A 25,137-nucleotide genomic window follows, 5' to 3' on the forward strand; every position below is an offset into this window, starting at 1 on the left:
AAAAATTCAAAAATTAACATTATCTTCTCTCTCTATTAGATAGTTAATATTAACTTCCCTCTCTTGAGGGAAGTTTCTTATTGTCAAAAACCTCACTGAATACTATAAATTTTAGATGGAACTTAAGTTTATTTACAAAATCTGTACAAAATCTGATTGGTTGGAAATTAAAAAAAAAGGTGAATATAAGGGTTCTAAAAAAGACCTTGAAGATGGCTACATCCATTTCTCTGGAGAAGATCAAGTTAAGGGTACACTTAAAAAATTTTATCAAAACCAAAAAGATTTAATTTTATTAAAAGTAGATGCTTTTAAACTTGAAAATTTACTATGGGAACAAGCATCTGATGGAAATATGTTTCCTCATTTATATTCTTCACTTGATGTATCTAACGTAGTTGATGAAATTGAAATTACTTTAAGGGATGATAATTCTCACGTATTACCAGATAATTTCTAAGGGGGACACCCTTTCAGAAAACTCCAAAAGAGTTCCCCTATAATTAAGCGATTTACGCAAAATCCATAATAATGGACTTATATTTTTTTGTCTTAGATTATTAAATCACACCAGCTAAGTGTCAGGTGGTGATAAATTCATAATCGCACCTCCTTTGTTGATAAATTCAATATATCATTTCTATGAATTCTATTCAAAATATTTATTTTAATATATTTATTGAATACAACCTGACTGAAGAGTAGAGTCTCGATAATTTAAGAAACTCCTCTAAAAACTTTTTTTAAATTAATCTTTTGAAGCAATTTTATTAACCAGCGGTCTTATAATCGGAGCCATGGTAAAAGCAGCAAACAATGCTACCGGAAAAGCAAACAACCAAGAGTTAAGATATCTTTCTAAAAAACCATCACTAATACCAGTGTTTACAGCAGTAACCACCCCACTCATTATAACACTCATTCCAAATGACATAAAAATCATAAACAAAGTTTGAGAATATTTTTTTGAAATCATAATTAATTATTTCCTAATAAGTTCACCATTAATACACCTATTATAATTAAACCCAAACCAATTATTGAATAAAGATTTGGCACTTGATTAAATCTAATAACACCAACAACTACAGTTGCGATAATAGTTAATCCAGCAAATGAAGCATAAGTAATTCCCATTGGAATATTTTTCATCACCATAGATAATGCATACATGCATGAAACAATTGTAATCGCAGTAATTATACTAGGAAAAAGAAGAGTGAAACCTTCAGCAGTTTTAGCAAAGCTATTTGAAGTAACACCTAAGATGACAGCTAATATTAAGAAAGCGTATGAAGTAGCGAGACTCATTTAATTATTCTAAATGAAATCCTGCTAAATATATATAATTATTTATTAACTTTTAAAAAGCATCATAGCTTTACCTAAAAGCTCTTCTGACTTAGCATGGTCACCAGCATCATGGGCTGCCATACCTTGATCTTTTAGCATTTGAGCTTCAGCAATTTTATCATCTATACTCTTTGCCATCATTGGGCAAGAACCTGCATAAACTGAACTTGTAAAAAGTACTAAAAATAATGTTATTATTGTTTTTTTCATATTTTCCTTTGTTTGATTAATTAACCAAACAATAGGAAAATAATAAGTTTTTGATATAACCAACATTGTCACTTTGCATATACAAAATGCCTCAACTAGTTATTTAGATATTTTTGTAGCACCTGTTTCAAGTGAAACAACTTTTCCATCTTGATATTTGTAGACAGCCATTACTGCCTCAGTATTTCCATCATTAAAGGTTACAAATGAGTGCTCAACACCAATTTGATCATTCTCAAAAAGAACTCTAATTTTATCTTTATTGATATCTCCACTCATTGCCCATTTAATTACATCTACTTTTCCCATAACTTTTCCTGATGCATGCATTGTAAATTTATAATCATCATGAAAAATTTCATTCATAGCAGCTTCATCTTTAGCTGTCATAGCAGCATCCATTTTTGCTAAAATTGACATATTTTATCCTTCTTTAACTTTAGTTAAATCGTAAATCATGTAACTACCCATAACCTCATCCATGATAGGTTTAGACACTTCAGTACCTTCAATAAACTTAATTAAAGCAGCTTCATCAGTACAATGTATTTTAAACATCACTGCACTTTTATCGGGTGTTACTGACGCCATAGTTTTTTCTACAATAGCAACTTTTTTTCTCTCAGCTAATCCTTCTGGAGATTGCATAAATCCCATAAATTTTTCAAATTTACCTTCTCCTTCTTTGAACTTAGCTACTACTAGCATTTCTTTTTCCATTTCTTCTCCTTTTATTTGTTATTAATATAATACTACTTTGTTTACTCGTTCTTTACCGTTAGGAATAAGTCCTTCTAAAAAAGTATGACACTCTTCAGTTTTTGCTTTGTCAAACTTAGACCCATAATGTTTATCAGCAGCCTTATTAACTCCCTGATCCCACTCTTTTTCAGGTATACCAATCTCTAGAGCATATTCTTTTAAAACTTTTACTGAGGACATAGATTTTTCCTTCATGCTGTACTCAAAAGTTTCACCTATTGGCAAAAAGTAATTAGACAAGTAGATACCGCTACAGTCCCAAGCTTTAGATTTATTATCATTACTCATATCTGCGTAAGCAGGGAATGAAAAAAAAATACTTATAATTACAAATATTATCTTATTCATTATTATTTTATTTTTTTTAGTTAGCATTAAAATCTATAATATCGTCTGTACACTCAACAAATTTGTGAGGTTCATAGAAATCGTTCATAGACTCTAATTGTTTGTTAATTGCGTCTGGATCAGTACCTTTCCACCAACAAAACATTGTTAAGTTATCACCTGGTGTATTCCAGCTCATTTGACATTTTGCATTGTCACTTGTCATTGCTTTAGTCATATCTTCCATCGACATTGAACCAGTAACTTCCATCATCTTAGCTTTCGCTTCTTTTGATTTAAACGTATGTGTTACTATGTAGTTTTTCATTTGTTATCTCCTTTTTGTTTATTTATTCACTAAAGATGACTCTGATTTCATCTTCAATAGTTCCTTCAACTGCAACTTTCTTTAATTGTTTTTGAAGACTTTGATATTTTTTATCAGCTGACATTTTTGCATCTTGTTCAAAATTATCATCTTCAAACATTGTACCAATTAAAGTTTCTCGAATTGTTCTCGGATCACCACCAATTTGAAAAGAAAAATAGATTTGGTGTTTAGGATAATATTTTTTTCTTACTTTTGCTAAACCTTTGCCAATCTCCATTGCTTTACCTAGCATTTCGTCTTTAACTCTCATTGTTCTTGTGTATATTGCTTGCATCAATTCCTTTCTGTTGAATGTCAATGTTAACTTTAAGAACAATTTGTTACATATTTATTAAAAAGTCATGCGACATTTCTGAATATCAATTATGCAAAAAATTCATTCAATTAAAAATTGAAAAGCAAATAAAATAAGGTTTTTAAAACCCATAATAGGTTTCATAAAAATTTAAATTTAATTAAAAATCAATTTATGTTAGAGTTGATTTATGATTGATAAGTTTAATGGCATTTTTTATTTAATTATTTTTTTAATCCATTTTATAGGAGTGGGTGCGTATGCTTATCAAATGATAATAGGAAACCAAAAATTTAGGGAAAAATTTGAAATAGATAAGTCTGCAGCTACCATTATGAGAATGACTGGAGCCTTATTTCTTGGCTCATTTTTAATGGCAATCTACATAATGTTTGTAAGACCCAATGGTGTTGAAGGAACTTGGGCATTCTTTAATTTAGTTTTTGTTCAAAATCTTTGTATTTTTCTAGTTAATACTTACTCAATTAAAGTTGATAAAACTGGTGTAATGAACGACTCTAATGAAGGAGTTATTGCACCATTAGTGTTTACAATTTTAAGTGCAACTCTTATCTACGGATTATCGGATAAAATTTATATCTAAAGCCAATTAGGAAAAGGCAAACCTTTTTCTTCTTTGAACTTAGCTACTACTAACATTTCTTTTTCCATTTCTTATCTCCTTATATTAATCTCATTTGTTAATTGTTATTATTCTAAACTAATAAATTTTGATTAATTTTAAAATGCTATATTTTGTCACCAGGTATGCAAAATTTTTATACAACTATTTCGCGTATAAAATTACTGTGCACTTAAACCCTTTAATTATTTAATAAAAATTCTGTATTATAATTTAGATTATTCTAATGTTAAGAATTAAAAATTGGGACAACAAAACCTGGATTTCATCTACAAAATATATTGAGACCTTCAATAATTTTTTGGTAAAACAAAAAAAATTAAATAGATATTCAAGAATTTTAGATATTGGATGTGGTCGTGGTAAGATAATGGGTTCATTATCCTCTAAACTCAAGTTAATAGATAAACCTATTGGAATTGATATCGAAAATCACAAAGATTTTGACAAAAGAATTACTTTTAAAAAAACAAATGCAATTAAATATCTTAAGAACAATAAAAAGAAATTTGATTTAATATTAATTAAACAAACTATTCATTTTTTTAATTTGAAGGATATTAAGAAAATCTTAACTTACTCATACTCTAGTTTAAACGTTGGAGGGATTATTTTAATTTTAACTTTAGATACAAAAAATAATGAAATACCTACATTTTTTTTAATGGAACAAAAACTTAAGCAATCGTTTAAAAGAGATAACCTTATTTGGAAAAAATTACTTCAACTTGATATTAAAAAAAATATTACCAAATTTAATTTTAAAGTTAATATTAAAAAAAATATTTACTTAAAGATGATAAAACAACGTTATATATCAACTTTATTAAAGTTTAGTTCACTTCAAATTTCTAATGGGGTTATTGAAATCAATTTTAAATATAAAAAAATCATTTTATTTAATGATAAACTTAAATGTATAATATTTACAAAAATTTAAAAAATTCTCTTTAAAATATTTTCTCTTAAAAAAAATTTATGAAACAGTGCTGCTAAAATATGCAATGCAACTAATCCAATTAATATATAATTTGCCAAAATATGAATTGAATAAAACTGCTCAGAAAGTTCATAATTATAGGTTAAATTAATTTTTTTAAAAAAAATAACCAAATTCTCACCATTAAATAATTTCTTAAAAATCCCCGATATAGTTATTGTTAATAAAGCTAAGTATAAAAAAAAGTGATTCAACTTTGCTAAAATTTTTTGAGCAGGAAAGGCATTATCATTAAAATTTGGTGTAGGTGATAATAGTTTAAAGGTCAATCTTATTAGAGTTATGTAAAATATAATTAATCCAAATAATATATGATAATTTTCTATATCAACTCTAGATTGATCAAAGTCCAAATCTACCAAATAAAAACCCAAAGGTATCTGAACTATTAATCCTGCGGCAGTTAGCCAATGGAATAATTTACTGAGTAATCCATATTTTGATTTATTATTTAACATGGGCATATTTAAATTAAACATATTATGAAGATAATTAAAAATACTTTATTTTTTATATTAATATTACTATTTAGCTTTAGTGCTGTTGCAGAACAAACTGCTGAAGAGATTATCAAAGAAAGAAAATCTATTTTTAGCAAAAATTACAAAACTGCAAAAAGAGTCCAAGGTCTTGCTTCTGATGGAAATTTAGATGAAGCAAAAAAACTAATGATTGAAATGAGTGGTAATTATAAAAGATTATTAGATCTTTTTCCTGAAAGTTCAAAAGTAGGATTTAAAACAGAAGCTTTGCCATCTATTTGGGAATATAAAGATGAATTTAATTTATTAATGACAAAAGCTTCAAATAATATGATTGAGCTTACATCTGTTATTGATGAAACAAAAGATATGAAAGCAACTCTTGGAAAATATATGTGGAGTAGCTGTAAGTCTTGTCATTCAAAATTTAGAGCAGAACACTAATTAAATTAATAATTCAAAAATGTTATCAGATAAAATCAAAGAATATCTAAATGAATATATTAGCCAAGAAGTCTACGTCCAGGTAGCAGTTGCAAAAGGAAAAAATAAAATCTCAACTAATGCTGCAATTATTAAATACTTTGAAAGTAATCACTTTACAGGATTGGCAGAAGGTAAGCCTTACAATACTTTTTTAAATGATATTAAAGATAAATGTTTAGGAAAATTAACAAACTCTCCAATGAAAGATAGTAAAACAGATGATAAAATTATTATTGAACTTCAAAAAAAGCTTAACACTCTAAAAATTGAAGAATTAAACGATACCTACTGGGAAGTTGAGACGGGTGAGTATTTAAGTGGAGTAGATATTAAAGAAATTGAATTAGAGAGAGATACTCTTATTAAATTTTTAACCTCTAAGGATGAAGCTCATGATACCATAAGCACTCTTTGCAAAAATTATGAGAAACTATGTAAAGAAAAATACCCAGAAGCCCCATTACCTTTAGAAGTTTTAAGCAACTAAAAATTTAAATAAAACATTCCCAAAAATTTCTTTCAAGGATAGTTGATTTTTTAAAATTTCTTTTAAGTATATTTAATTTTTTACCCTTATTATTTTTCAAGAGAATATCTAAATAATTAATATTGTCTTTAGCTACTTGTTGGTATTCTTTTGATGAATACATTTTAATCCAAGAACTATATTTACTTTTTTTCCAGTTTTTAATTTTAGAAAGATTAAACCCAATCTCACCATATCCAATGATACATACTGATAGGCATGAGAAGATATCAAGATTATCTCCATTTTTACCCACACCTAGTACATAATCAGTATAAGCTCTATTAGCTTTCTCGACTACGATGTTATTAAGAGAGTTAAGGGGTATCTTCCACTTTTTACAATAATTGATGTGGAGTTTGATCTCATCATCAATTCCTTTAATAAAATTTACAGATCTATTAATTTCTTCAAAACTATTAGATTTATAAACACTAAGTGCTAAAATTTTAAGAAATTCCTGCAAGAACACATAATCTTGAACTAAATAATTTTTAAAATTCTTATCTGGCAGTTTGTTGCTTACTAAATCAGATAAAAATTTATGATTAGTGTATTCAGACCATTCCTTCTTGCAGCTACTCTTTAATTTATAAAAAAAGTTTTTTTTATTATTATAAATACTCACTATTCTTTAATTGAAGTGTTAATCTTGGAAAAGTTAAAGTTACCATTCTTTTTAAAAAACATTACTGTAATCATAGGTGTAAATGTTGCTAAAATAAATGACCAAAATAATAATGCTGTAGATATCCAAATAGGAAATCCTTCAGCTGGAAAGAATCCACCAATTAGAATACTTTTATCAAAAGTTTGGTTAGGAAATAAAAGCAATCCAGATATCAGTCCAACTATAACTGAAATTAAAGAAAGTTTTTCATCAACATCGCCTTTGAACATCCCATAAAAAATAGGAAATACTGCTGCACAACATAACAAATCAGCAAATAAAAACATAAATAAGACGCTGTAACCCTTAGATGCGATTAAAAAAACAATTACTGATAAACCACTTATTAAGTATTTAGAAAGTGCGAGATAACTATTCTTATTTTTTAAAGCAATAAACTTATTTCCTTCAATAGTAATAGTACTTGAAAGTGCATTAATAAGTGTATCCATACTGCTAATCACTAGAGCTAACACTAAAATTAATATTGAAATAGTTAACAAAGAATTAATTCCAGTAAATGGCTCTAACAAAAGACTAAAGAATAAAGTACTAGGGTCTGCTGCTTTATCAACTGATACCGCAAGAATTCCAAAGAAACCTAAAACAAGCATAAATGGAATTACAATAAAAAAGGCAGACATAAATCCTTTTCTTAAATCATCTGAGCTTTTAGCTGCAAATACTCTTTGCCAAACACCCTGATCAAATAAGTTGGTTGCAAAAACAGCAATGAAGAAAGTTAAGCCAGCAGTATATCCATAAAAATATTTACCACTCATTAAAGTACCAGCTTTCTCATTAATTAAATCCATAGAAAAAGTATTATTTCCAGAATTAAAAATATGGTTGATTGCAAATATTAATAAAATTATAATTATAATAAATTGAATTTTATCTGTAAAAATTGAAGCTCTAAGTCCTCCATAAAGAGTGTAAGATAGAGTGGCAACAATTATTACAAGAGAGGTTTGCCAAAGAGGAAACCCTGACATTAAGTTAACAACTTTTGCAATTGCTGTAACTTCAGCTGCAAAATAAACAAACATGTACATTATTGTTAATAATAAAACTAAACGAAACATAGCTTTACCAAATCTAATTAAAACAAATTGAGTAAGAGTATTACCGTTAGGCATAATTTTTCTCATTCTCTGACCGATAGTAATAAAGGCTAAGAAGGGTAGAGCTTGACCTAAGCCATAACCAATTATAGCTCCTAAACCACCCCAAGTAGCAGCTTCTGATGGACCAATTAAAATCCACACACCAAAACAAGATGCAACTAAAGATGCGGTTAAAGATCTTTTACCAATTGATCTGTCTGCATTTAAATAGGAGTTAATTGAAAGTTTACCTCTTGAATAAACTATTCCAATAGCAGCAAAAGCTAATGAAGTTAAAAGTAGAGCAATAATAGTAGTTGATTGATCTAAGTATATTGTTTTCATATTTTCCCTTCGTTGTGATTATACAACAGGTTCTTTGGGTATATTCTCAGCTTTTTAAAGCACCCCAGAAACTGATATTCTTAAAAAAGAATATATAAAGTTTATTAAAGAAATAATCAAATTAAGTCAAATTTTACTCGTAAGATACAAACATTAAATAATAAAATAATGCATTAAATTATTAGGTTTGTTGAATTAACTACATTAATAACTATATACATCTAAACATAATGTCTGAAATCCAAATATCCATTAACAAATTATCTAAAGTTTATGACAATGGTTTTAAAGCTCTTAATGATGTTAGCCTTAAAGTAAGACAGGGTGAAATTCTTGCAATGCTTGGACCTAATGGTGCGGGAAAAACTAGTTTAATAAGTATTATTTGTGGAATTGTTAAACCTTCCTCAGGAACTGTTACAATAAATAATTTTGATATTATAAAAGATTACAGAGAGACAAGATCAAGAATAGGGCTTGTTCCTCAAGAGCTAAATTTAGAGTCCTTTGAAACAGTTTTTGATACCGTATCTTATTCTAGAGGATTATATGGAAAGTCACCCAAACCAGAACACATCGAAAAAATTTTAAAAGATTTAAGTCTTTGGGATAAAAAAGATCAAAAATTAAAAGAATTATCAGGAGGCATGAAGAGAAGAGTTTTAATTGCAAAAGCATTATCACATGAACCTAAAATATTATTCCTTGATGAGCCAACAGCTGGTGTTGATGTTGAATTAAGAAAAGATATGTGGTTTGTTGTTGAAGATTTGAGACAAACTGGTGTTACAATAATTTTGACAACACATTATATAGAAGAAGCAGAAGCTATTGCAGATCGTGTTGCGGTTATTAATCAAGGTGAAATAATTGTTGTTGAGGATAAGAATGAATTGATAAAACGAATGGGTCACAAAAAGCTAACAATTGAATTACAAGATAAGATATTAGAAATCCCAAAAGAATTAGAAAAGTATAATTTAATTATTAATGAAAAAAAAATGTCTTTAACTTATACTTACAAGGTTAAAGGTGAAAAGACTGGAATTACTGATTTACTTAAAGATATAAAAGATGCAGGTTTAAGGTTAAAAGATTTGATAACGGAACAAAGTTCATTAGAAAAAATTTTTGTTGATTTAGTTAAGGAAAACAATGAAATTTAATTATCACGGCTTTAAAGCTATTTATACTCATGAGATGAATAGATTTATAAGAACTATAGGTCAGTCTATTCTTTCACCAGTAATATCCACATCATTATATTTTGTGGTGTTCGGTTCAGTTATTGGAGGATACATTGAAAACATTGATGGTGTTAGTTATGGGTCGTTCATTGTACCAGGTTTATTAATGTTAACACTATTAACTCAATCAATAAGTAACACTTCGTTTGGAATATTTTTTCCAAAGTTTAATGGAACTATTAACGAGATTTTAGCAGCACCTATTTCAACGCTTGAAACTGTTTTAGCTTTTGTTGGAGCTGGAGCTACTAAAACACTAATTGTTGGTGCTGTAATTTATGCTACAGCTTCGTTTTTTGCTGACGTGACAGTTAAGTATCCAATGTTAATGATATTTTTATTATTTTTAGTTTCTTTTACTTTTGCTTTATTTGGATTTTTAATCGGTGTCGTTAGCAAAAATTTTGAACAAATGTCTATCATTCCATCATTAGTGATAACGCCTATGGTATTTTTAGGAGGAAGTTTGTATTCTCTAGATATGCTACCTCCCATCTGGCAAAAAATGTCTTATTTTAATCCTGTAGTTTATCTAATTGATGGATTGAGATTTTCATTTTATGGTGTGTCTGATTTTAATATTTGGATAAGTATAAGTTCAATGGTCTTTTTTTTAATAATTTGTGTTATCATGGTCACATTATTACTTAAAAAAGGTTATAATATTAAATCTTAAAATTTTACCTAGAAATTATATCAATAAAAAGTATTATTAAATTATTATGTTATCTTACATATTACCTTTTATAGCCTTAATTGTTGTTGTAGTATTTATTCATGAATATGGTCATTATTATTTTGCTAAACGTTATGGAGTAGGAGTTACTGATTTTTCAATAGGTTTTGGCAAAGAAATGTTTGGTTGGAATGACAAATCTGGTACACGATGGAAGGTTTGTGTCATACCACTTGGAGGATATGTCAAGTTTTTTGGTGATAGAAATGTTTATAGTCAAGCTGATAACGAAAAGATTATAAAAGAATATAGTCAAGAAGATCAAGATAGATTATTTGTATTAAAACCTTTATATCAAAGGGCCTTAATTGTTTTCGGTGGACCATTAGCTAATTTTTTATTGGCTATTCTAATATTTTTTTCTGTTTATACTTTTTCAGGTAAAGATTTTACTCCAGCAGTTATTAATGAAGTGCAAAAAGATAGTCCTGCAATGGCAGCAGGTTTAAAAGACAATGATATTATAGTCTCAATTGATGGTAACAAAGTTAAAAGTATCATGGAGGTTTCAAAATTTATTATGATGTCTACTGATAAATTTATCAATTTTACTGTTAATAGATATGACCAAAACTTAGATTTTAAGGTAAAACCTAATATTGTTGAGAGTGAAGACAACCTTGGTAATAAGATTAATAAACGTATGGTTGGTATTAAACTTGGAGCCTACAATAATGAGGTAAATCACGTTAAACTTAATCCAGTTAAAGCTTTATTTTATGCAGTTAACGAAGTTTATTATGTAAGCACTTCTTCTCTTAAGTATATAGGAAGTATGATTGCTGGCTCTGGTGATAGTTCACAATTAGGTGGTCCAATTAGGATAGCCAAAATAAGTGGACAAGTTGCCGAATTTGGTATTTTGCCATTTGTTAGCTTAATGGCTTATATTTCGATTAGCTTGGGATTAATAAATTTGTTTCCAATTCCAATGTTAGATGGTGGTCATTTAATGTTTTATGGTATTGAAAAATTATTAGGACGCCCTTTATCTCAAAAAACTCAGGAAGGTTTTTTTCGAATCGGAATGTTTTTATTGCTATCATTGATGTTTTTTACAACGTTTAATGACCTAAAAGACCTAGGTTTATTTTAGTTACTTTATTTTTCTAAATTTTAAAAAATCCTTTAAAATCAATACTAATTTAGCAAATCACAATATATTGGGGTTTTTATTTTAAGAGACACTAATATAATGCTTGATTTATGGGGTTTAATGTAAAATATATGAAAATAACCAATAAAACCGGAGCTAAAAAATGAACAAAAAACAACTAATAGCGCAACTTTCAGGTTCTTTAAACCTAAGTAAAGCTGACGCTGAGCGTACTTTTGATACAATAACTAACACTATTCTAGACGCTTTAAAGGGTGATGATTCAGTAAAAATTGCTGGATTTGGAACTTATAAAGTTGCAAAAAGAAAAGCTAGAGTTGGAAGAAACCCAAGGACTGGAGAGCAAATTCAAATTGGTGCTTCTCAAAAAGTTAAATTCTTACCAGCTAAGGCACTTAAAGAAGTATTCAATAAATAATTTAAGTTTTCAAATTTAAATAACAGCCTTTTACAGAAATGTATTAAGGCTGTTAGTATATGCAAATATAGCATACCTCTTTTTCAACATTAGCATTATTTTTTAATTAAGTCCTGAATATAAATAACTCATAAACAGGGAGGTCTTAATGACAAAAATAATAAAAAAAATAAGTACGCCACTTATCAGTTTAATTTTCTTATTAAATATGAGTAGCACAGGTATGGCAGATACAACTGTTTCTGCTGAAGTAAGTTTTATTTTTAATACATTGTTATTTCTAATTTGTGGTTTCTTAGTATTTTTTATGGCTGCAGGATTTGCAATGTTAGAGTCAGGGATGGTTACATCAAAAAGTGTATCTGTAATTTGTGCAAAAAATATCGGTTTACTATCAATTTCAGGAATAATGTTTTGGATGGTGGGTTATAATTTAGCTTATGGAATACCTGAAGGTGGTTATATAGGTAAATTTATACCTTGGTCAGATTCAAGTGGAGTTGATACTGGGTATTCTGATGGTTCAGACTGGTATTTTCAAATGGTATTTTGTGCTACAACAGTTTCAATTGTGTCAGGGACTATGGCCGAAAGAATTAAATTATGGCCATTCTTTTTATTTGCAGCAATACTTTCAGGAATTATTTATCCAATAGTAATGGGTTGGCAGTGGGGTGGAGGCTGGTTAGCTTCTATTGGTTTTTCTGATTTTGCTGGTTCTACGTTAGTACACTCAACTGGGGGTGCCGCAGCATTAGCTGGTGCAATAATAATTGGTCCTAGACTAGGAAGATTTACTAAGTCTGGTTCTCCAGCTCCGATAAAGCCATTTGCGGCATCATCAATACCTCTTGTAACCCTAGGAGTTTTTGTCCTTTGGTTAGGTTGGTTTGGATTTAATGGTGGATCACAACTAGCAATGGGTACAGCTGATGATGCAATTGCAGTATCAACTATCTTTATTAATACATTCTTAGCAGGTGCTGGTGGAGTAATTGGTGCCGCTATTATTACAAGATTACACTTTGGTAAAACAGATGTAGTTCAAATGTTAAATGGATGCATTGGTGGATTAGTTGCAGTTACAGCCGAACCATTAGCTCCATCACCTTTAGCGGCAATTTTAATTGGTGCAGTAGGTGGTTTAATTGTGGTTTATGGAACTAAACTATTATTCTCACTAAAAATCGATGATGTAGTTGGTGCAGTACCCGCACACTTATTTGCAGGTATTTGGGGAACTTTAATAGTTCCTGCTACAAACTCTGACGCCGTGTTTAATACACAGTTAATTGGAGTGCTATCAGTAAACATATTCGTTTTTATAGTAGCTTACATTGTGTTTAGCATTATGAAAGCAACTGTTGGTCTAAGATTAAGTAAGGAAGGTGAAATCAAAGGTACAGACGTTACAGAAACAGGAGTAATTGCTTACGCAATCAGAGACTAATAAAAATAACTTAACTCTCTCTACTAGTTAATGAATAGGCCCCTTTATTGGGGCCTTTTTAATAACGGGCGAGTATATTAAGTTCCTTATCAGAAATTATTATTTCACCAGAGCTGGCACCCACTTTAAAAATTTCTGAAATAACAACAAAATGCGTTATTAAAACTAAATTTTTATTACCATTCCAATTGTTAATATAATCTTTTAAATCATTAATCTGTTTATCTTTATTCTTTTCAAACCTAGGGTCATAAAAAGAATTAAGAGCTTCAAAAGTAGAGTATTCATTAAAGGCAAATTTTGCAGTATCTTTGCACCTACACCATTCGCTAGATAAGACTTTACCTACTTGAATTTTATTTTTTGAAAAAAACTGACCAATAATTTTTGATTGATTAATACCTTCTTTGTTTAAATTTCTTTGTGTAGAACAATCATTTAATTTAAAATTTGCAGGATCACCATTACCAGGTGCATATGCGTGTCTAATAAAAATAAGTTTGTTGTCATCTTTCAGTAAATTAATTAACTTTTCTTGTGAGTTAATGGGGTTTGAAAAAATTATAAAAATAAAAAATAGAAAATTTCTTATCATTAGGACTCATTCTCATCCCAAAGTTTTTTATAATTTATAAATGGTGATAGGCCATAACTAGAATTTACATTTGTTATATGTAAAGAGAGACTTTTTAAAGGGGAGATGCAAAATTCTTCTGTATAGATTTCATTTAGAAACTTTTCAAATGGATCATTTCTATCTAAGCAAGTATTAACAAAGTTACTCCAATACTTATCTAGCAAAAATTTTGTCGTCATGAATGTACATAGAGTTTGATTGATAGTTCTCCAATGTCTTTTATTTCCAATTAGAATATTTGTTTTTTTATTATTCATATAAAGATATGGATAATCAGCAGGACACATAAAGATTTCTCGGTTAACTTGTGAAGCTATTCTTTCGTATGATGCAATCATCTCTTCCATCATAGGCTCAAAATGTAAATAATCATCTTCAACAAAGAAAATTAAATCTTCACCATTTTCTTTCCCTAATTCAAATGATTGAAGTAAACTTGCTAAGTTTGAAAAGGTTTGATCATTCTTTTGTTGTTTGATTGTATCTTTGTATTTGCTATGGTTTAAATGAGTAATACTTACGTCTAAACCACTTCTATCTATAAGCTTCTTAAATTTGTCTAAATTTTCTTCTTTAGACTTATCATCAACAATTATGATCTTAAATTTAATATTTGTATATTTTCTTTTAGAATAATTAATTGATTTGATAAGTGATTTTAAAGCTCTTATTGAGTATTCAATTTTTGGTTCTTCAAATAATCTTTTTTTATTTTGATCCCATATTTCTACATCTGTGTTAGTTCTAAATACAATTAGTACAGAATTAACTTTTTTTGTAATCTTTACTTCACCCAATGGTAAAACAATTGACTTTTCATTTATGATTGAAAGTTCTTCACTCAATTCTTTATTAAGAGTAGGAGAGCTAAAATCGCTTTGGTCAATTATTTCATACCCCAAAAATTTTGAAAGTTTAATAAATAGTTTTTTTATGATGCTTTTTTTCATATAATTGTTTATAGTTATGTTTTTACAGTATTATGTCTATTAAATCATCACAAACTCTAGTTTCTGAAGCATTGATTGAAGTGAAAACCATTACTGCTGATGAAGCATTAAAGCTATCTAATGAAGACAAATGTACGCTAATCGATATTAGAGAAAAAGGTGAATTAGATAAAACCGGTAAAATTGAAAATTCAAATCACATACCTAGAGGAATGTTAGAATTTTGGTTAGACCCAGATGGTCCTTATTTTAAAAGTGGAAAAATTGATATGAATAAAGAAATGGTTTTATTTTGTGCTGGTGGATTAAGATCAGCCCTAGCCGCTAAAGCATTAAAAGAAATGGGTTTTAAAAAAGTATCACATATAGATGGTGGTTTTGCAGCAATAAGTCAAAGTAATTTTAAAATAGTTTAAACTATTTATTATATTCATCTAAAGCAAACTCTAATCTATCTTGTCCCCAAAATATTTTGTTATTAACAACAAATGTTGGTACGCCAAATATTTCTTTATCATGAGCTTCTTGAGTAACAATTCTTAATTCATCTTTTATCTTAGTATCTTTTATACCATTAAAGAAATTATTTGGATTAATTTTACATTTTTTAAGTATAGACTTTAAAATTTCTACATTAGAAGTATCTAAATTTTCTTTCCAATAAGCATCAAATATTTCATTTAAATACAAATTTTTAACTTCATTATTAATAAAAAGATAACCACGCATGATATTTAATGAATTAATAGGAAATTTAGAATTCCAAATAAAATTAGATTTTTCTTTTATAGCAATCAAATTGCAATCACTTATCATATGTTTTAGTTTAGGCTTGATAAAAGCTGGTGCCGTTATTCCTTGTAAGTTGTGAAGACCACCTACAAGAACTGGTTTATAATTAAAATTAACACTCTTAATAAATTTAATTTTTTGGTGCACCAGATAAGAGTAGGGACTTATAAAATCAAAATAGAAATCAATCTCTTTAGTCATAAAGATTAATTCTTTTTGCATAAAAAATTCTTATGAACCAATAAAAAGTTAAACCAATAGGCCCAATAAAATATGTAATTAAAAGTGGAAATGATAATAGGATTTTATTTATGCCAAATTTTTGAGAGTCTCTAACAATCCAACCACCACAAAATAAATTTATTGCTAAAAAATGTAGCCAAAATAAAATTATAAATGATTTATCAGTAAATAAATTACTAACAGCATCTAGGCCAAGATAAAGTTCAAAATTTCTAATAAAATCGTAACCTTCATTATAAAACAAATAGAGTAAATAACTGTAAGCAAAACTTAAAATAAAAATTGGAAAAATTGATGTAATAAAAACTCTACAAATTTGCGATTGAGGGAAAATTATTAATATTAGCCAAAATGGTAAAACCCCAAGGTTTAACCACATAAAAATCATCTCTATAGTAAAGTATGTATAAATTTGTGCGATCATTTTTTAGTGTATTATATTACAAGATAACATGATTCCCATGAGAAATAGAAAAAAAACATTAGAGGTTACAATGGAAGAAATGCGCAATTTTTCTTTTGCCTATATTGAAAAATATGCACCTTCCAAACAACAGTTAAGAACCTATTTGTTAAAAAAATATCTTAAAGCAAATGTTCCTAATGTAAAAAAACAAGACATCACTGATCTTATCGATATTGTTTTGGTAGACCTTGAAAAAAGTAAATTTATTAGTGATAAGTTTTATTCTGAAAGTAAGTCACGTAGCCTAATTCAAAGAGGTAGCTCTATAAACAAGATTAGAAAATATTTAATAGGTAAAGGAATTAATGATGTTTATATTAAAGAAACATTAGAAAAAATTAAAGAAGATAATTTTGATCAAGATTTTTTTTCAGGAATTAAAATATGTAAAAAAAAAAGAATAGGACCAGCAAGAGCAGAAGACAATAGGCCTTTATTTTATAAAAAGGACATTTCAATTCTAGCAAGAAATGGTTTTGATTTTGAAACTTCAAAAAGAATTATGGATATTGATCAATCAGAATATTTAAAGATTATTAAATTACTTTAATCTTTTTTTTTGTTTAGCTAATTGAGAAACTATATTTTTTATATAGTTCCTAACAAACACAAAAACCAATAGACCAAATATAGAAACAGACACTATTATTATCAAAATTATTCTTAACTGTTCATCCATTAGAACATATTTTTACTTTTCAAAATTAAACTTGAATTTTTCAAATCTTTTTTACCATATAATATCTCATTACCATCAAAGTCTGTTATTTGTCCACCAGAATGTAAAAGTATTGCGTGTCCTGCAGCTATGTCCCATTCATAAGCCCTAGGTTCAGCAACATAACCATCAAACTCACCTGCAGCAACTACACAAAATTTTAAAGAGCTTTTCATTTTTATATTTTCGCTAACACCTAAGTCTTGATAAATTTTTTGGATCTCAGGCTTAATTTTATTTGAATAAGAAATAAATTTAATAGGTCTATTTTTTTTAAGATTTTTATTGCTTAGATTTATAGTTTTTCCATTACTTAACTCATAAGCATTGTTTTCTCCATAAGAATAAAATAACCTTTTCTTAGCTGGTGCATTAATTAATCCAGCCACAGGTTTATTATTAATAATCAAAGCAGCATTGATAGTGAATTCATCTAAATCATTAATATAACTATAAGTTCCATCAATTGGATCTATAAGCCAGAAATCTTTCAATTTAGAATTATCTTTGTTGTCTGAATTTTCTTCAGATATTATTGGTATTGTTGGAGTTATTTTGGAAATTTTTTTTGTAATGAATTTATTAACTTCTAAGTCACCATTGGTAACAGGGGTCATGTCAGACTTAATTTCTTTTTTTAAACCTTCTATCCTTAGAGTAAGTGACAGCTCTCCAGCTTTTAAAAAAGTCTCTATTAAATCTTCAACAATTTTTTTTATATTCATATTTTCTTTTTTAAGAGTTTTTCTAGGTATATTATGTTTGAATTAATAACTTTTTTTCCAACATTTTCAAAATTAATAGTAACTTTGCCATTTATTATTGATTGAACTTGTCCAATTCCCCAATCTTTACGGTTCGGATTAGTGACTTTATCGCCTGGTTCATAGTCTAAAATCATTTAATTTACTTATAGCTAATATACTAATAAATATCATTAAATATGACAAAATTGAATTCAATAGGAATAGCTAAAGAACCAAAGGATACTTTAATTATTGTTGCAATGTCTGGTGGTGTAGATTCTTCAACTGTTGCAGCTATGATGAAAAATGAAGGATACAATGTCATAGGCATTACTTTAAAATTATATAACGACAGTAAAGAGACAGCTTCCTCTAAACAATGTTGTGCAGGTCAAGATATTATGGATGCCAAAAGGGTAGCGGATAAATTAAAGATTGAACATAAAATTCTTTATTATCAAAATAAATTTAAAGAAGGTGTTATTGACAATTTTATAGATAGCTATTTAAATGGCGAAACTCCCATACCTTGTGTTCAATGTAATAAAACAGTCAAATTTACAGATTTATTTGAAGAAGCCAAAAGATTAAAAGCAGATGCTCTAGTCACTGGTCATTATGTCAAAAGTGTAACAGAGAATAATAACACAGATATGTATCGTGGAATTGATTTGAATAGAGACCAAAGTTATTTTTTATTTAGCACCACGAAAGATCAACTCAACTTTTTAAGGTTTCCCCTGGGAAATCTTCTTAAAGATGAGACAAGAAATATTGCGAGAGAACTCAATCTTAATGTTGCGGATAAACCAGATAGCCAGGATATATGCTTTGTTCCAAATGGTGATTATGCCTCTGTAATAGAAAAGTTTAGACCAAATTCATTTAACAAAGGTAATATTAAAAATATGAATGGTGAAGTGATAGGTGTTCATGATGGAATTATTAATTACACAATTGGTCAAAGAAAGGGAATAGGAATTTCTGATAAAAAACCTTTATATGTTGTAAAAATTATTGCAGATAAAAACGAAATTATTGTTGGCGATAAAAAGAATTTAGTTAAAAATAAGATAAAATTAAAAGACTTTAATATTATAACAAAAGATCAAAGTGATTTTACAAAAGAACTATTGGTAAAAGTAAGATCTACTGGAAGATTGATTAAAGCAAAAATTGATATTTCAAATACTTCAGCAAATGTAGATTTGCTTGAAGAAGAACACGGTATTGCACCAGGCCAGGCATGTGTTTTTTATCTAAAAAACGATATGGGTTTTAAAGTTCTTGGTGGTGGATGGATTAAAAGCTAATCTCTTTTTTTCCACATAAAAAAAGTTAGTAAATAAAATAAAATAATACCTAAAAAATAATCCCACTCTAGTGCATGCTTTATAAATTTATAAGTATTTCCAGGCCAGGCAATTATTGGAACAGCAATTATTGCTATAATGATTAATGTCATAACTAATATCAATTTTAATTTTAAAACCTTAACATTTATAAATTTAGTAAGTTCTTTCTTAAAAGAGTATAGAGCAGCAACTAAGTAAGCCTGAGCAGTAATCTCAAATGTAATAAATAATAACATTATTACTCTTCTAAATAATTTATATAAACTGTTTTCAAATTCAATCCCAAGAAATATTGAATGAATAGTTAGTGCAATAGCAGACCCTACACCAAAAAAAATTATTTTTTTGATATGCTTATAATTTTTATCAAAATCTAATATAATATCTCTATTGTAATACCAATATTTTATAAGCAAAAAAGATGTTAAAAACATTGCTGGTTTAAAAATTAACCAGCTTGGATAAGGTCTGGCTGCTCGACTTATGGAGAGACCTCCATCTAAATATGGCCATAATGAATTATGAACTATATGTTCTTGATCAGGAAATAATTCATGAAATTGTGTAATTAATACTAAACAAGTATTGATTCCAACGAAAGGAATTATAAATATCCAGATACTAATGGATTTAACTTTTTGAAACTTGTTCATTAAAAGAACTACTTTTTCTTATTTTTTCTTTTAGCTCTTCTTTTTTTAGAGCCCTGCTTTCTTCGACCTCTATGCTTTTTTGGGTAACCCATATTATCCTATATATAATTTTATTGACGTAATTCGAGGGATATAGCATTGTCCCTTTAACTTATCAAATTTTTTATGACTAAATCATTCAAGACTTTTCTTAAACATACGGCAAAAGATTACCATAATCAGTCAGTTAACCCCCCTGTAGTGAGAGCCTCGACTATTATCTTTAAATCCATGCAAGATATTAGGAAAATGCAGGATAAGAGCCAAAAAGATCCAACAGGAGGACATTTTGATTATGGAAGACAAGGAACATCAACAACCCATGTTTTATCTCAAATACTTAAAGAAATGGAAGAGTGCTATCATGTATTTGTAACACCAACTGGATTTGGATCAGTTTTTTTATCTATTTTTAGTGTTGTACGACCTGGTGATGAGATTATCGTAGCAGACCCCACATATTCACCAACTAGAATTTTAACTCAAAATTTTTTAAAAGAATTTAATATAAAATCAGTTTTTTATGATCCACATGATTTAAAAACGTTAGAAAAAGCGATTACAAAAAAAACAAAATTAATTTTTGTTGAAAATCCAGGAAGCAACACATTTGATTTTCAAGATTTAGGCAAAATAGTATCAATTGCAAAAAAGCATAAAATTTTATCAGCAATTGACAATACTTGGGGGACACCATATTTTTTAAAACCAATTAAACTTGGATTTGATATGTCTATTGTATCTGCTACGAAATATTATTCAGGCCACTCAGATGTTATGGGTGGAAGTTTAGCAGTTAATAAAAAAGTTTTTAAACAAGTTGATAAGGCAAATAAAATAACAGGTTTAAGACTTGGTCCTGATGATGCATATTTAATAACAAGAGGACTTAGAACTTTAGATGTTAGGCTAGATAAGCACGAAAAAAGTGCAAAACAAATAGCTGAGTTTTTATCTAATTATAAAAATATAAAACTTTTATACCCCCATAAAAAAGACTCATTTAACTTTAGAATGTGGAAAAAGTATTATTCTGGTGCTTCAGGATTGATGGGTTTAAAAATTAAATCGAAGAATAAAAACTCAGTAATTAAGTTTGTTAATTCTTTAAAACTATTTGGTTATGGATATAGCTGGGGTGGATTTGAAAGCCTTGCGTTATATCAAGACAAACGTGAGCAAGGTAATAGAGAGTATCTAAAATTAGAAAAAGACGAACACTTGGTTAGATTACACATTGGTTTAGAGGATCCAAAAGATCTCATTGATGATTTAAAAAAATCACTTAAATATATTAAATGAGTTCAGAAAAATTTATCAAAAATAAAACAGCTTTAATAACGCTAATTGCAGCCTGTGTTGTAGTTTTAATTTCTCTTGGAGTTAGACAGACTTTTGGTCTTTTTTTCATGGATTTTAAAAATGATTTAGATATTACAATAACTCAATCTGGATTAGCAATAGGTATTCAGATGTTAATGTGGGGTTTGACAGGGCCTATATTTGGAGCTATTGCAGATAAATATGGTGGACACAAAGCAATTTGTTTAGCTTTTGTCTTTTACATTTTAGGAATTTACTTTTTATATGCTGGCCCAAATACTGGAATTTTTTTTCAAATAGATTTAGGACTTCTAGTTGGAATTGGTTTGGGAGGAACTGCTATTAGTATTCCAATGTCAATTGTTGGAAAACACTTTCCACTATCAAATAGAACTATAGCAATGAGTATAGTTACAGCTGTTGGGTCTTTGGGGTATTTTATCTCTCCGCTTTATACGAGTTATTCGTTAATTAAAAATGGATGGGTGGACACACTTTTTATATTCACAATATTCTTATTTATTGGACTTATAGTGGCTTTTTTTGTTAGATCTCCTTCTTTAGCTCAATCTATTGAAAAACCTAACGATCAAAATACCTTTGATGCTCTAAAAGAGGCCTTTAAAAATAAAAGCTACATACTGCTTACATCTGGCTTTTTTGTATGTGGTTTTCATATAACGCTAGTTGGAACTCATGTTCCAAAATATGTAATTGATAGAGGCTTAGAAAGTTGGACAGCTGCTGCAATTTTATCCTTAATTGGACTATTTAACATATTTGGATCTTTATTAAGTGGATATCTTTCTACAAAAATTAGTAAAAAAATTATTTTAAGTTCTATCTATGCATTAAGGGGCGTTTCAATAATCTTATTTATTTTTTTACCAGCAAGCAATATTAATGCATTTATTTTTGGTGCAAGCTTTGGCTTTTTATGGCTTTCAACAGTGCCAGCAACAAGTGGTATAGTTGCCCATATTTTTGGAACAAAATATTTAGGTGTATTATATGGAATAGTTTTTTTAAGCCATCAAGTAGGTTCATTCTTTGGAGCTTTTCTTGGAGGATTATTTTACGATTTATATGGCTCTTATGATTATGCTTGGTATTTAGCAATTGCTTTATCTGTTTTTGCAGCAATAATACATTTACCGATTAAAGAAGAAGCAGTTTTAAGGTTAAAAACAGAATAGAAAATTGAATAAGAAAAATTACTTACTAGATTTAAATAATTCAAAAAAACCCTTTATAATCTATAAATCAGATAAAGGGTTTGATCTTTATACTGACTTTTCAAAAAAGATCATTTTAAACAATAAAAATGTTGAAAAATTCATTAACACAAATATAAAAATAAAATCTACTCATAAAGAAACAGATCTTTTTATTGGGTTTTTTGGCTACGAAATATTAAATCACTTAGTAGACGTAAAAATAAAAAAACAAAAAAAAATAAATTTTCCAAAGGGGATATTTTACAAACCAGAAACAAAAGTAAAACTTTCAAATAATTTGGAGTATAAAAAAACTAGATTATTAAATTCTAGCGATTTATTTAAAATAAATATCAATAAAAAATCGTATAAAGTTATATTTGATAAATTTAAAAAGAAAATAAAATCTGGTGAAACATACCAAATTAAAATTTGCACTAAATACAGTAATAAATCCAAAATAGATGTTTTAGATTTTTTTGGTAGACTAGTGAAAAGTAATATGGCACCTGAAGCTTTTATGATTAAGGATAAAAATTATTCTATAATAAGCTGTTCACCTGAAAATTTGATAACAAAAAAAAATAATTTTATAACAACTAAACCTATAGCAGGTACTTTAAAGAAAACTAAAAAATTAAATAAAAATAAAGCACTTACTTTTTTTAGAAAAAACTTAAAAGAAACCAAAGAACATAATATGATTGTTGATATGGAAAGAAATGATTTATCTAAAATTTGCAAATCTGGTTCAGTAAAAATCTTAAAGAAAAAGATAGTTGAGGAATACAAAGATCTTTATCATTACGTTAGTTTAATTGGAGGACAACTTAAAAATAAAGTTACCTCATTAGAGATTATAAAGGCAATGATGCCAGGTGGATCAGTAATTGGATGTCCAAAAATTAGCACATTAAATTTATTAAATAAGCAGGAAAAACAAAGCAGAAATATTTATACAGGTAGCTTTGGATATTTTAAGTATAATGGAGATATGAGATTTAATATTATTATTAGATCAATATTAAATTTTAAAGGTAAATCAGAAATTTCTGTAGCCTCAGGAGTGGTAATAGATAGTAATGCATCTCATGAATTTAATGAAAACTACATTAAAGCAAAATCATTAATGGATCTTTATAAATGATATACATTATTGATCATAAAGACTCTTTTACTCACAATGTAGTTCATCAATTTGAAAATTTCGATGAAGTGGTTTGTACAGATTTTAATAGAATAAATGAAAATAAATTAAAAAAAGCAGATATTATTGTTTTTTCACCAGGCCCAGGTGCTCCGAAAGATTATCCTATTAGCTCACAAATCTATAAAGAATATAAAGGTAAAAAAAAAATCATTGGTATTTGTCTTGGTTTTCAACAAATTTTACATTGTGAAAATGGAAAAATAATTGAGCAAAAAAAAATCTATCATGGTTTTCAATCTAAAATAAAAGTAATCAGTAGAAACTCATTGTTCAAAAAAAATCGTCAATTCACTGTTGGTAGATATCACTCTCTAAAATTAAAAGAGCCTTTTAGCGTAAAAAATTTTGAAATAACAATGAGGTGTGCTATTTCAAACACTGCAATGACAATAGAAAATAATAAAGAAAAAATATATGGCTTTCAATTTCATCCTGAATCTTTTTTAACTGAAAATGGTAACTTACTTATTAAAAAAATCTTATCAACATAAAACTTACAAAGAAATTAATTTTAAAGATCTTTGGGGGGATAATGGTGTGTTCACTACTATGTGGATTTTTGGAAAACCAACTAAGATACTTTTTTTTAGAAAACATATTAAAAATTTAATAAAGTCTTTAAAAATTTATAAATTAAATACTCCAAGTCTTGAAAAAAATATTCTTAAATTAATCAAATTAAATATTGATAAAAAAAGATCTTACAACCATCTTCTTAGAGTTGCTGTAAATAAAAAAATGATATCAATTTCATTGAGAAATAGAAAAACCCCAAAATTAAATTTTAATTTAAAACTTATTAATTACAAACGATTTGACCCTAAGTATAAAAATCTTAAATATAGCTTTATATTAAAACATTTGTCTAAAATGGATAACACCACTTCAGATGTTGGTCTTTGTTATAAGGATACTATTTTAGAAAGTGGAACTTCAAATATACTATTTATCAAAAATGATAAAGTGTACTCTCCAATAAATAATATTTACAAAGGTATTACTTATAATTTTTTTAATAAAAAATTAGGTAATATTTTTAGCAAGGATATCTTGATCAAAACTTTATCTGAATATAATGAAATTCTTCTTGTTGGTTCTGGAAAAGGTGTTGCATCAATAAAAAATATTAATGAAATTAACTGGAAGAGAAAAAGCTTAAAATTTTATAAAATACTATCTGGTCTTTATAAAAGTGAAATTAACAAATGTTCTATATATAAATAA

General features: G+C 27.8%; 36 protein-coding genes and 1 riboswitch. Of the genes, 18 read left to right on the forward strand and 18 right to left on the reverse strand.

The window, feature by feature from the left end:
- Positions 1-115: 115 nt before the first annotated feature.
- Positions 116-460 carry a DUF952 domain-containing protein gene (locus tag ABXT56_RS01920; protein ID WP_415300763.1) on the forward strand — a complete coding sequence of 115 codons (345 nt, stop codon included), beginning with the start codon at positions 116-118 and terminating at the stop codon, positions 458-460.
- Between the two features lie 288 nt (positions 461-748).
- On the opposite strand, the gene ABXT56_RS01925 is transcribed toward ABXT56_RS01920, so the two are convergent.
- The 8 genes from ABXT56_RS01925 to ABXT56_RS01960 all read right to left on the reverse strand — a co-directional run bounded on the left by ABXT56_RS01925 (position 749) and on the right by ABXT56_RS01960 (position 3,317).
- Positions 749-976, reverse strand: a complete 228-nt coding sequence (locus tag ABXT56_RS01925) for a DUF2798 domain-containing protein (RefSeq protein WP_415300765.1) — start codon at positions 974-976, stop codon at positions 749-751.
- Between the two features lie 2 nt (positions 977-978).
- On the reverse strand, positions 979-1,311 hold the full coding sequence (locus tag ABXT56_RS01930) for a DMT family transporter (RefSeq protein ID WP_415300767.1): 333 nt from the start codon (positions 1,309-1,311) through the stop codon (positions 979-981).
- A gap of 45 nt (positions 1,312-1,356) precedes the next feature.
- Positions 1,357-1,563 carry a hypothetical protein gene (locus ABXT56_RS01935; protein ID WP_415300769.1) on the reverse strand — a complete coding sequence of 69 codons (207 nt, stop codon included), beginning with the start codon at positions 1,561-1,563 and terminating at the stop codon, positions 1,357-1,359.
- A gap of 99 nt (positions 1,564-1,662) precedes the next feature.
- Positions 1,663-1,983: a nuclear transport factor 2 family protein gene (locus ABXT56_RS01940; RefSeq protein ID WP_415300771.1), complete on the reverse strand. Its 321-nt coding sequence runs from the start codon at positions 1,981-1,983 to the stop codon at positions 1,663-1,665.
- A gap of 3 nt (positions 1,984-1,986) precedes the next feature.
- Positions 1,987-2,283: a hypothetical protein gene (locus ABXT56_RS01945; protein ID WP_271525511.1), complete on the reverse strand. Its 297-nt coding sequence runs from the start codon at positions 2,281-2,283 to the stop codon at positions 1,987-1,989.
- Between the two features lie 21 nt (positions 2,284-2,304).
- Complete coding sequence (locus ABXT56_RS01950) at positions 2,305-2,673, reverse strand: hypothetical protein (RefSeq protein WP_415300773.1); 369 nt, start codon at positions 2,671-2,673, stop codon at positions 2,305-2,307.
- Between the two features lie 16 nt (positions 2,674-2,689).
- Complete coding sequence (locus ABXT56_RS01955) at positions 2,690-2,980, reverse strand: hypothetical protein (protein WP_415300775.1); 291 nt, start codon at positions 2,978-2,980, stop codon at positions 2,690-2,692.
- A gap of 22 nt (positions 2,981-3,002) precedes the next feature.
- Complete coding sequence (locus tag ABXT56_RS01960; RefSeq protein WP_415300776.1) at positions 3,003-3,317, reverse strand: hypothetical protein; 315 nt, start codon at positions 3,315-3,317, stop codon at positions 3,003-3,005.
- A gap of 211 nt (positions 3,318-3,528) precedes the next feature.
- Here ABXT56_RS01960 and ABXT56_RS01965 point away from each other — a divergent pair, with 211 nt between their 5' ends.
- Both ABXT56_RS01965 and ABXT56_RS01970 read left to right on the forward strand, forming a co-directional pair.
- Positions 3,529-3,942: a hypothetical protein gene (locus ABXT56_RS01965; RefSeq protein ID WP_415300778.1), complete on the forward strand. Its 414-nt coding sequence runs from the start codon at positions 3,529-3,531 to the stop codon at positions 3,940-3,942.
- Between the two features lie 265 nt (positions 3,943-4,207).
- Positions 4,208-4,921 carry a class I SAM-dependent methyltransferase gene (locus tag ABXT56_RS01970; protein ID WP_415300779.1) on the forward strand — a complete coding sequence of 238 codons (714 nt, stop codon included), beginning with the start codon at positions 4,208-4,210 and terminating at the stop codon, positions 4,919-4,921.
- Here ABXT56_RS01970 and ABXT56_RS01975 read toward each other — a convergent pair.
- On the reverse strand, positions 4,918-5,439 hold the full coding sequence (locus ABXT56_RS01975) for a cytochrome b (protein ID WP_415300781.1): 522 nt from the start codon (positions 5,437-5,439) through the stop codon (positions 4,918-4,920). The genes ABXT56_RS01970 and ABXT56_RS01975 overlap by 4 nt on opposite strands.
- Before the next feature lie 24 nt (positions 5,440-5,463).
- Between ABXT56_RS01975 and ABXT56_RS01980 the strand changes: the two genes are divergently transcribed.
- Together ABXT56_RS01980 and ABXT56_RS01985 are read left to right on the forward strand one after the other, a co-directional pair.
- Entirely contained in the window at positions 5,464-5,907 is a 444-nt protein-coding gene (locus ABXT56_RS01980) for a c-type cytochrome (protein ID WP_415300783.1), read from the forward strand.
- A 19-nt stretch (positions 5,908-5,926) separates the two neighbouring features.
- Entirely contained in the window at positions 5,927-6,436 is a 510-nt protein-coding gene (locus ABXT56_RS01985; RefSeq protein ID WP_415300785.1) for a hypothetical protein, read from the forward strand.
- A gap of 4 nt (positions 6,437-6,440) precedes the next feature.
- On the opposite strand, the gene ABXT56_RS01990 is transcribed toward ABXT56_RS01985, so the two are convergent.
- Complete coding sequence (locus ABXT56_RS01990) at positions 6,441-7,103, reverse strand: TenA family protein (RefSeq protein ID WP_415300787.1); 663 nt, start codon at positions 7,101-7,103, stop codon at positions 6,441-6,443.
- Complete coding sequence (locus ABXT56_RS01995) at positions 7,103-8,596, reverse strand: sodium:solute symporter family transporter (protein WP_415300789.1); 1,494 nt, start codon at positions 8,594-8,596, stop codon at positions 7,103-7,105. Before ABXT56_RS01995 ends, ABXT56_RS01990 begins: the two co-directional genes overlap by 1 nt.
- A riboswitch (TPP riboswitch) is annotated at positions 8,584-8,673 on the reverse strand. (Overlaps the previous gene by 13 nt.)
- Before the next feature lie 153 nt (positions 8,674-8,826).
- Between ABXT56_RS01995 and ABXT56_RS02000 the strand changes: the two genes are divergently transcribed.
- From ABXT56_RS02000 to ABXT56_RS02020, 5 genes are all read left to right on the forward strand, one after another.
- Positions 8,827-9,762 (forward strand): ABC transporter ATP-binding protein, encoded by a 936-nt coding sequence (locus tag ABXT56_RS02000; RefSeq protein ID WP_415300790.1) that lies wholly within the window; start codon positions 8,827-8,829, stop codon positions 9,760-9,762.
- Positions 9,752-10,519, forward strand: coding sequence for an ABC transporter permease (locus ABXT56_RS02005; RefSeq protein ID WP_415300792.1), 768 nt, complete (start codon positions 9,752-9,754; stop codon positions 10,517-10,519). The genes ABXT56_RS02000 and ABXT56_RS02005 overlap by 11 nt, the downstream gene beginning before the upstream one ends.
- Positions 10,520-10,565: 46 nt before the next feature.
- Complete coding sequence (rseP, locus tag ABXT56_RS02010; protein WP_415300794.1) at positions 10,566-11,675, forward strand: RIP metalloprotease RseP; 1,110 nt, start codon at positions 10,566-10,568, stop codon at positions 11,673-11,675.
- A gap of 163 nt (positions 11,676-11,838) precedes the next feature.
- Positions 11,839-12,114: an HU family DNA-binding protein gene (locus ABXT56_RS02015; protein ID WP_415300795.1), complete on the forward strand. Its 276-nt coding sequence runs from the start codon at positions 11,839-11,841 to the stop codon at positions 12,112-12,114.
- A 148-nt stretch (positions 12,115-12,262) separates the two neighbouring features.
- Positions 12,263-13,564, forward strand: coding sequence for an ammonium transporter (locus ABXT56_RS02020; RefSeq protein WP_415300797.1), 1,302 nt, complete (start codon positions 12,263-12,265; stop codon positions 13,562-13,564).
- A gap of 58 nt (positions 13,565-13,622) precedes the next feature.
- Here ABXT56_RS02020 and ABXT56_RS02025 read toward each other — a convergent pair whose 3' ends face one another.
- Both ABXT56_RS02025 and ABXT56_RS02030 read right to left on the reverse strand, forming a co-directional pair.
- Entirely contained in the window at positions 13,623-14,159 is a 537-nt protein-coding gene (locus ABXT56_RS02025; RefSeq protein ID WP_415300798.1) for a histidine phosphatase family protein, read from the reverse strand.
- Entirely contained in the window at positions 14,159-15,151 is a 993-nt protein-coding gene (locus ABXT56_RS02030) for a glycosyltransferase family 2 protein (protein ID WP_415300800.1), read from the reverse strand. The genes ABXT56_RS02025 and ABXT56_RS02030 overlap by 1 nt, the downstream gene beginning before the upstream one ends.
- A 32-nt stretch (positions 15,152-15,183) precedes the next feature.
- Here ABXT56_RS02030 and ABXT56_RS02035 point away from each other — a divergent pair, with 32 nt between their 5' ends.
- Positions 15,184-15,567, forward strand: a complete 384-nt coding sequence (locus ABXT56_RS02035) for a rhodanese-like domain-containing protein (RefSeq protein WP_415300802.1) — start codon at positions 15,184-15,186, stop codon at positions 15,565-15,567.
- 1 nt (position 15,568) lies between these two features.
- Here ABXT56_RS02035 and ABXT56_RS02040 read toward each other — a convergent pair whose 3' ends face one another.
- Both ABXT56_RS02040 and ABXT56_RS02045 read right to left on the reverse strand, forming a co-directional pair.
- Complete coding sequence (locus ABXT56_RS02040; RefSeq protein WP_415300804.1) at positions 15,569-16,165, reverse strand: 2-hydroxychromene-2-carboxylate isomerase; 597 nt, start codon at positions 16,163-16,165, stop codon at positions 15,569-15,571.
- Complete coding sequence (locus ABXT56_RS02045; protein WP_415300806.1) at positions 16,137-16,610, reverse strand: ABA4-like family protein; 474 nt, start codon at positions 16,608-16,610, stop codon at positions 16,137-16,139. The genes ABXT56_RS02040 and ABXT56_RS02045 overlap by 29 nt, the downstream gene beginning before the upstream one ends.
- 37 nt (positions 16,611-16,647) lie before the next feature.
- Here ABXT56_RS02045 and ABXT56_RS02050 point away from each other — a divergent pair, with 37 nt between their 5' ends.
- Positions 16,648-17,202, forward strand: a complete 555-nt coding sequence (locus tag ABXT56_RS02050) for a regulatory protein RecX (protein WP_415300808.1) — start codon at positions 16,648-16,650, stop codon at positions 17,200-17,202.
- Between the two features lie 128 nt (positions 17,203-17,330).
- Here the strand turns inward: ABXT56_RS02050 and ABXT56_RS02055 are convergent, their stop codons facing one another.
- Positions 17,331-18,095, reverse strand: a complete 765-nt coding sequence (locus ABXT56_RS02055) for a 3'(2'),5'-bisphosphate nucleotidase CysQ family protein (RefSeq protein WP_415300810.1) — start codon at positions 18,093-18,095, stop codon at positions 17,331-17,333.
- Entirely contained in the window at positions 18,092-18,271 is a 180-nt protein-coding gene (locus tag ABXT56_RS02060; RefSeq protein ID WP_415300811.1) for a DUF3553 domain-containing protein, read from the reverse strand. The genes ABXT56_RS02055 and ABXT56_RS02060 overlap by 4 nt, the downstream gene beginning before the upstream one ends.
- A gap of 42 nt (positions 18,272-18,313) precedes the next feature.
- On the opposite strand from ABXT56_RS02060, the gene mnmA reads away from it, so the two are divergent.
- Entirely contained in the window at positions 18,314-19,429 is a 1,116-nt protein-coding gene (gene mnmA, locus ABXT56_RS02065; protein ID WP_415300813.1) for a tRNA 2-thiouridine(34) synthase MnmA, read from the forward strand.
- On the opposite strand, the gene ABXT56_RS02070 is transcribed toward mnmA, so the two are convergent.
- Positions 19,426-20,124, reverse strand: coding sequence for a hypothetical protein (locus ABXT56_RS02070; protein ID WP_415300815.1), 699 nt, complete (start codon positions 20,122-20,124; stop codon positions 19,426-19,428). The genes mnmA and ABXT56_RS02070 overlap by 4 nt on opposite strands.
- A gap of 165 nt (positions 20,125-20,289) precedes the next feature.
- Here ABXT56_RS02070 and ABXT56_RS02075 point away from each other — a divergent pair, with 165 nt between their 5' ends.
- The 5 genes from ABXT56_RS02075 to ABXT56_RS02095 are packed head-to-tail and all read left to right on the forward strand — an operon-like array spanning position 20,290 to position 25,137.
- Positions 20,290-21,465, forward strand: coding sequence for a trans-sulfuration enzyme family protein (locus ABXT56_RS02075; RefSeq protein ID WP_415300817.1), 1,176 nt, complete (start codon positions 20,290-20,292; stop codon positions 21,463-21,465).
- Positions 21,462-22,682, forward strand: coding sequence for an MFS transporter (locus ABXT56_RS02080; protein WP_415300819.1), 1,221 nt, complete (start codon positions 21,462-21,464; stop codon positions 22,680-22,682). The genes ABXT56_RS02075 and ABXT56_RS02080 overlap by 4 nt, the downstream gene beginning before the upstream one ends.
- A 4-nt stretch (positions 22,683-22,686) precedes the next feature.
- Positions 22,687-23,850 carry a chorismate-binding protein gene (locus ABXT56_RS02085; RefSeq protein WP_415300821.1) on the forward strand — a complete coding sequence of 388 codons (1,164 nt, stop codon included), beginning with the start codon at positions 22,687-22,689 and terminating at the stop codon, positions 23,848-23,850.
- Positions 23,847-24,404: an aminodeoxychorismate/anthranilate synthase component II gene (locus ABXT56_RS02090; RefSeq protein ID WP_415300823.1), complete on the forward strand. Its 558-nt coding sequence runs from the start codon at positions 23,847-23,849 to the stop codon at positions 24,402-24,404. Before ABXT56_RS02085 ends, ABXT56_RS02090 begins: the two co-directional genes overlap by 4 nt.
- A complete protein-coding gene (locus tag ABXT56_RS02095; RefSeq protein WP_415300824.1) occupies positions 24,367-25,137 on the forward strand; it encodes an aminotransferase class IV in 771 nt (256 codons plus the stop codon). Before ABXT56_RS02090 ends, ABXT56_RS02095 begins: the two co-directional genes overlap by 38 nt.

It is taken from the genome of Candidatus Pelagibacter sp. Uisw_134_02 (assembly GCF_047720265.1).
Lineage (GTDB): Bacteria > Pseudomonadota > Alphaproteobacteria > Pelagibacterales > Pelagibacteraceae > Pelagibacter.